Origin of the sequence: Corallococcus sicarius (genome assembly GCF_003611735.1) — a bacterium.
GTDB lineage: Bacteria > Myxococcota > Myxococcia > Myxococcales > Myxococcaceae > Corallococcus > Corallococcus sicarius.
Window position 1 is genome coordinate 1 of the sequence record NZ_RAWG01000469.1, and the last position, 5,265, is coordinate 5,265.

General features: G+C 70.0%; 5 protein-coding genes and 1 pseudogene. 3 read left to right on the plus strand and 3 right to left on the minus strand.

Annotated features, from left to right (window positions below; genetic code table 11):
• Both D7X12_RS45315 and D7X12_RS38885 read left to right on the plus strand, forming a co-directional pair.
• Positions 1–126, plus strand: a pseudogene (locus D7X12_RS45315) (hypothetical protein); the annotation flags it as partial.
• Positions 127–342: 216 nt separating this feature from the next.
• The gene (locus D7X12_RS38885) at positions 343–639 is read left to right on the plus strand and encodes a hypothetical protein (protein ID WP_120630208.1); all 297 of its coding nucleotides are present in this window, start codon (positions 343–345) and stop codon (positions 637–639) included.
• 63 nt (positions 640–702) lie between these two features.
• Here the strand turns inward: D7X12_RS38885 and D7X12_RS38890 are convergent, their stop codons facing one another.
• The gene (locus tag D7X12_RS38890; protein WP_120630209.1) at positions 703–2,217 is read right to left on the minus strand and encodes a M16 family metallopeptidase; all 1,515 of its coding nucleotides are present in this window, start codon (positions 2,215–2,217) and stop codon (positions 703–705) included.
• 2 nt (positions 2,218–2,219) lie between these two features.
• Positions 2,220–3,620, minus strand: coding sequence for a M16 family metallopeptidase (locus tag D7X12_RS38895; RefSeq protein ID WP_120630210.1), 1,401 nt, complete (start codon positions 3,618–3,620; stop codon positions 2,220–2,222).
• 134 nt (positions 3,621–3,754) lie between these two features.
• On the opposite strand from D7X12_RS38895, the gene D7X12_RS38900 reads away from it, so the two are divergent.
• Complete coding sequence (locus D7X12_RS38900; RefSeq protein WP_120630211.1) at positions 3,755–4,585, plus strand: DUF4190 domain-containing protein; 831 nt, start codon at positions 3,755–3,757, stop codon at positions 4,583–4,585.
• Positions 4,586–4,598: 13 nt separating this feature from the next.
• Here the strand turns inward: D7X12_RS38900 and D7X12_RS43260 are convergent.
• Positions 4,599–5,265: hypothetical protein (locus tag D7X12_RS43260; RefSeq protein ID WP_158620209.1), on the minus strand; the 667-nt coding region annotated here is incomplete at its 5' end.

Here is a 5,265-nt window from a genome sequence, read left to right on the forward strand (position 1 = left end):
GAAGGCTTCCACACGGAGACGGGCCCCGGCGTCTTCGAGGCCGCCATCCGCTACGACACGCTGGAGCTGGCGGCGGACCGCGGCGCGCTGTTCAAGACGGTGGTGAAGGAGATCTGCGCGCGGCACGTCAGGGTACGCGTGCCGGCGGAGGACGTCGTCCCCTCGTGCCGCAGGCTGTTCGCGCTCCGTCCGCCCATGGAGTCACCAGTCTAGCCGTTTCATGCGCTCCTGGTGAGGGGGCGGGCAACCGGGCCCCCGACCTCCGGAGCCCACCGTGGTGCGCCGCCCCGAGGCTGCCGACATTCAGGGCGTGTCACCTGTTGACCTACCTGGGAGCAATCCATGGCCACCCGTAAGAAGAGCGACAAGGACGCTGGCGCCCACAAGCCCGGCTTCGCCAAGGACCGCGTGGAGGGGGGCCTGGAGGCGGACGACACCAAGCCCCTGTACGGGGACGACGTGAAGCACTCCACCGAGGAGCAGAAGTTCGCCTTCGACAGCGACGCCCCGGTGGGCGGCGACGTGAACAACCCCCAGAGCGTCCTCGATGACGTGGACGCCGAGGAGCGCGAGGAGCGCGGCCGCCTCAAGGCCGAGGCCCGCAACGAAGACACCGACCGCGAACCCACCCGGGAATGAAGAAGGCCGGAGCCCCGACACACGTCGGAGCCCCGGCCTGAGCAGACGGCTTCGAGAAGACGTCTAGGGCCTGGACGCGGGAGTCGCTTCCGGGCCCGGCGTCTCCACCAGGGTCAGCTTGCCCAGGTTGAGCGGGCTCACCTGCTCCTGGATGACGAGCGGATCCCCTACGAGCACCACCTGCATGGCGGCCGGGTCCAGGTAGGCCTCGGCCACGCGCTGCACCTCGGCGGCGCTCGCGCCGCGCAGGCCCTCCACGGTGCGCTTGAACTCGTCCATCGGGCGGCGGTGGAAGTAGAGCTGCGCGGCGCTGCCGCCCAGGCCCTCCACCGTCTCGAAGGCGCCGGGGAACGCGCGGATGAGCCCCTCGCGCGCGGCCGCCAGCTCCTGCTCCGTGATGGGCTTCGTCTTGAGGCCGGACAATTCCTTGATGAACTCGTTGAGCGCGGGGCCCGTCACGTCCTGCCGCACGGCCGCGTACGCGGTGAGCGGACCCACGCCCAGGCGCGTGCCCAGGCTCGCGTTGGCGCCGTAGCTGTAGCCCTTGTCCTCACGGATGTTCATGTTGAGCCGGCTGCCGAAGAAGCCGCCGAACACCGTCGTGGCCAGTTCCAGCGCGTACTCGTCCGGGTGGCCCGCGGCGAGGCCGGGACGGCCCACCAGCACCACCGTCTGCTCCAGGCCCGGCTTGGGCACCAGACGCACCTGCTCGCGCGGAGGCGCGGGAGGCGCGGGAGGTGGCTTGGGCGCGACAGCCCCGCCCTTCCACCCGCCGAAGTGCTTCTTCGCCCACTCCATCGCCTGCGGCAGCGTCACGTCACCCGTCATGATGAGCGCGGCGGCGCGAGGGCCGGTGTTCTTCTTGTAGAAGTTCTTCGCATCCGCCAGCGTCAGCGATTGCACCGTCTTGGGCGTGCCCCCGGACGTATGGCCATACGGATGGTCCTTGCCGAAGACGGCCTGGTAATAGGCCTGCTGCGCGAGGAAGTTCGGGTCGCCCATGCGGCGCACCAGCTCGCCCAGCTGCTGCTTCTTGCGCCGCTCAAAGGCCTTGGCGTCGAACGTGGGCCGCAGCACCACGTCCGCCAGCAGGTCCATGGCTGCGTCCACGTTGCGCGTCAGCACGCGCGCGCCCACGAAGGCGCCGTCCGGATCCACCGACAGCGCGGGGGACACGCCCAGGTCGCCGAAGGCGTTGTCCAGGTCCACCGTGTCGCGCTTGCCCGCGCCCTCCAGCAGCATCCGGTAGGACAGGTCCGCCACGCCCAGCTTCGCGGGGGGCTCCTGCGACACGCCCGAAGCGAAGGCGATGCCGACGAACACCAGCGGCAATTCCTTGCGCGTGCTGATGATGACGGTGAGGCCGTTGTCGAGCTGGGCCTTCTCGAACGTGGGCAGCACCAGCTCCGGCGGCGCGCCCGGCTTGGGCTGCGTGGCGCGGAACGCCTCCGCGTCCGGCGCGGGGGTGGAGGGTTGCTGCGCCGGAGGCGGCTCGGCGGGAGGCGGCTCCGCGGGCTTCGTGGTGGCGCAGGCGGAGACGGTCAGCGTGAGGAGGGCAGTGAGGATTCGGCGGTGCATGGTCAACGGGCCTCCTTGCCCGAACCGGAAGACGGCGCGGCCTTCGACGGCACCGCGTGGAGGGTGACGCGCGCGTCGGGACGCAGCACGTCGGTGGCGAACTGCTTCACCTGCGCGGCCGTCACTTCCTGGTAGCGCGCCAGGTCCTGCGCCACGTAGCTGGGCTCGCCCACGAACTGGTTGTAGCTCTGGAGCGTGTCGGACTTGCTGCCCGAGCCGCCCACGGCCTGCAACCCCGCGAGGTGGCGCGTGTCGAAGCGGGTGCGCGCGCGGACAATCTCTTCCTGCGTGATGCCGTCCTTGCGGACCTCGTCGAGCACCGCGTCGATCTCCTTCTGCAGCGCGTCCGTGGTGACGCCGGGCCGGGCCACCGCCTCGATGGAGAAGACGGACTGCGCGCCCTGGCTCTGCTGCACGGCCTCCACGCTCTGGGCCAGCTGCTTGTCCAGCACCAGCCGGCGGTACAGGCGGCTCGCGCGGCCCGTGCCCAGCGCGGTGGCGAGGATGTCCGCCGTCGCGTCGCCGGGCTTGAGGTACGGCGCCGTGAGCCACGCCATGGAGAGCAGGGGCAGCGTGGCCACCTTCTCATCGTGGCGGATGACCACTTCCTTCGTGTGCTTCACGGGGGCCACGACCGGACGCTGGGGCTTGGGGCCCGACGGCAGCGTGCCGAAGTACTTCTCCACCAGCGCCTTGGTCTTCGCGACGTCGAAGTCGCCCACGATGGCGAGCGTGGCGTTGGCGGGCGCGTACCAGGTGCGGAAGAACGCCTTCACGTCGTCCACGGTGGCCGCGTTCAGGTCCTTCATGGAACCGATGACGTTGCCCGAGTACGGGTGCGGCGCCGGGAACAGCGCCTGCCACGCCTTCTCCTGCGCCTCACCGTAGGGCGCGGTCTCCACGCCCTGACGGCGCTCGTTCTTCACCACCTCCTGCTGCGTCTCCAGCTTCTTCTGCGTGAGCGCGTCCAGCAGGAAGCCCATGCGGTCGCTCTCCAACCACAGCGCGGTCTCCAGCAGGTTGCTGGGCACCGTCTCGTAGTAGTTGGTGCGGTCGAAGCTGGTGGTGCCATTGAGGTCGCTGGCGCCCGCCTGCTCCAAGAGGCCGATGTGCACGTCGTCCGGCACGTGCTTGGAGCCCTGGAACATCATGTGCTCGAAGAGGTGCGCGAACCCGGTGCGGCCCGGCTGCTCGTCATAGGCACCCACGTGGTACCAGATGTTGACGGCCACCACGGGCAGCTTGCGGTCCACGGAGAGGATGACCTCCATGCCGTTGGGCAGCGTGTACTTCTCATACGGGATGGCCAGGTTTTCACGGCCGGGCTCCAACGGCTTCGCCTCGGGCTGCTGGGCGAGCGCCGGAGTCCCCAGCAACAGGGCTGCGGCGGCGAGGGCCTTCAATCGGGACAAGGTTCTCCTCCACGGTTCAGGACAGTGCCTCGCGCGCTTAACACGCGCCCCGGGGCCTGTAAGCCCGAAGGCGACCGGGTGGGCACCAGGGTGCCGGGTGTTGCTCGCCGTGCGACACTGCGGCCATGTCCCTGGAAGTGTCCTCTTCCGCGCTGGCCCGCTGCGCCGTCCACCCGGAGATGTCCGCGGCCGGCACGTGTTCGCGCTGCGGCGGCTTCGTGTGCGCGGACTGCGTGAAGGTCGTGCCGGGGCTGGAGGGCCGCATGTTCTGCGCGGCCTGCGAGGCGCGCCCGGAGGTGAACTACCTGGAGGCCTTCCGCCTGGAGTTCTGGGGCCGGCGTGACCGGTGGGCGTGGACGGTGGGGCTCGTGAGCCTGGGGCTCCTGGCGCTGGGGCTCGTCTCCGCCCTGGACCCGCGCGCGCCCACCGCCTTGCGACTGTTGTTCGCCTTCTTCGCCCCGGTCCCGGTGGGCGTGGCCTTCTTCCTGGGACGCTCCTGGGCCCGGCATGCGCTGCTGGCCACGCCGGTGGTCATGGCCGTCCTTCTGGGGCCCGACTCCCGCGAGGAGGTCTCGCTGGTGGTGGTGTGCGCGGTGCCCGCGTTGATCACCGCCGTCGTCATCCACCGCGACGTGCGCAACCGGCTCTTCTTCCGGCGGGACGTGACGCCCGGGGAATTGCAGGCGCTGTGGAACGTGCGCCGCAACAACCCGCTCGCGCGGCATGCGCTGAGCTTCGGGTTGAGCGGGGTGTTCATGCCGGTGTTCGCGCCGCTCGCGGTGCTGTGCGGCGCGGTGGCGTGGAGGCGCGTGGACCCGGAGGCCCACCCGCCCATCGGTCGTGGGGGGCAGGCGCTCGCGGGCATCGTCCTGGGAGTCGCGAGCCTGCTGCTGTGGGGCTTCGTCCTCCTGTCCTTCCTCAACCGCTTCCTGTCAGGGGTGGTGGTCCACAAGTGACGGCAGGCGGACCTCAGAAGGAGCGCGCGCTCATTCCGCCATGGGTGCGGAGGTTGGTCCGCATGCGGTCCCCGGCGCCCTGGCACTCACCGCGGGCCGCGTCCAGGCTCAGGACGGAGTCCGCCAGCGTCAGGTCCCCCTGCTGGTAGCACGACGCCAGGGGCAGGTCCTTGATCCACTTTTCCTGGCGGAACGTCACCTGCAGGGAGCCGCCCTCCTTCACCGCCAGCATGGGATTGGTGGACTCGAAGCCCAGCGTCTCCCCGGCAGGCACGGTCAGCTCCATGGACCATTCCTTCGAATCCTTGAAGAGGCGCGTCCGGGCCCTGAAGCCCTCACCCCCCGACACGAGGGTATCGAAGCGGAAGCGGATGCTCGCGTAGATGCCCGGCGGGATCTCCAGCGCATCTTCGTCTTCGTCTTCCGAAACCTGCTTGCCATTGACCGAAACCAGCGTCCCATGGACCAGGTCGAACACGAAGGGACCCGCGAGGCTCAGCACGCTCCGTTCGCCATCCGCTGCGTCCTCGCACCCGACGCCCGAGGCCAGGGAGTCCTTCACGTCCGCGCAGGTGCGGCCGGTGCCCAGCGTCAGCCGGATGTCGGCCAGGGAGGCGTAGGCCTGATCCAGGTGGAAGGAGAGCCCGTCGCTGGAGACGATATCGGGGAGGGTGGGCTGG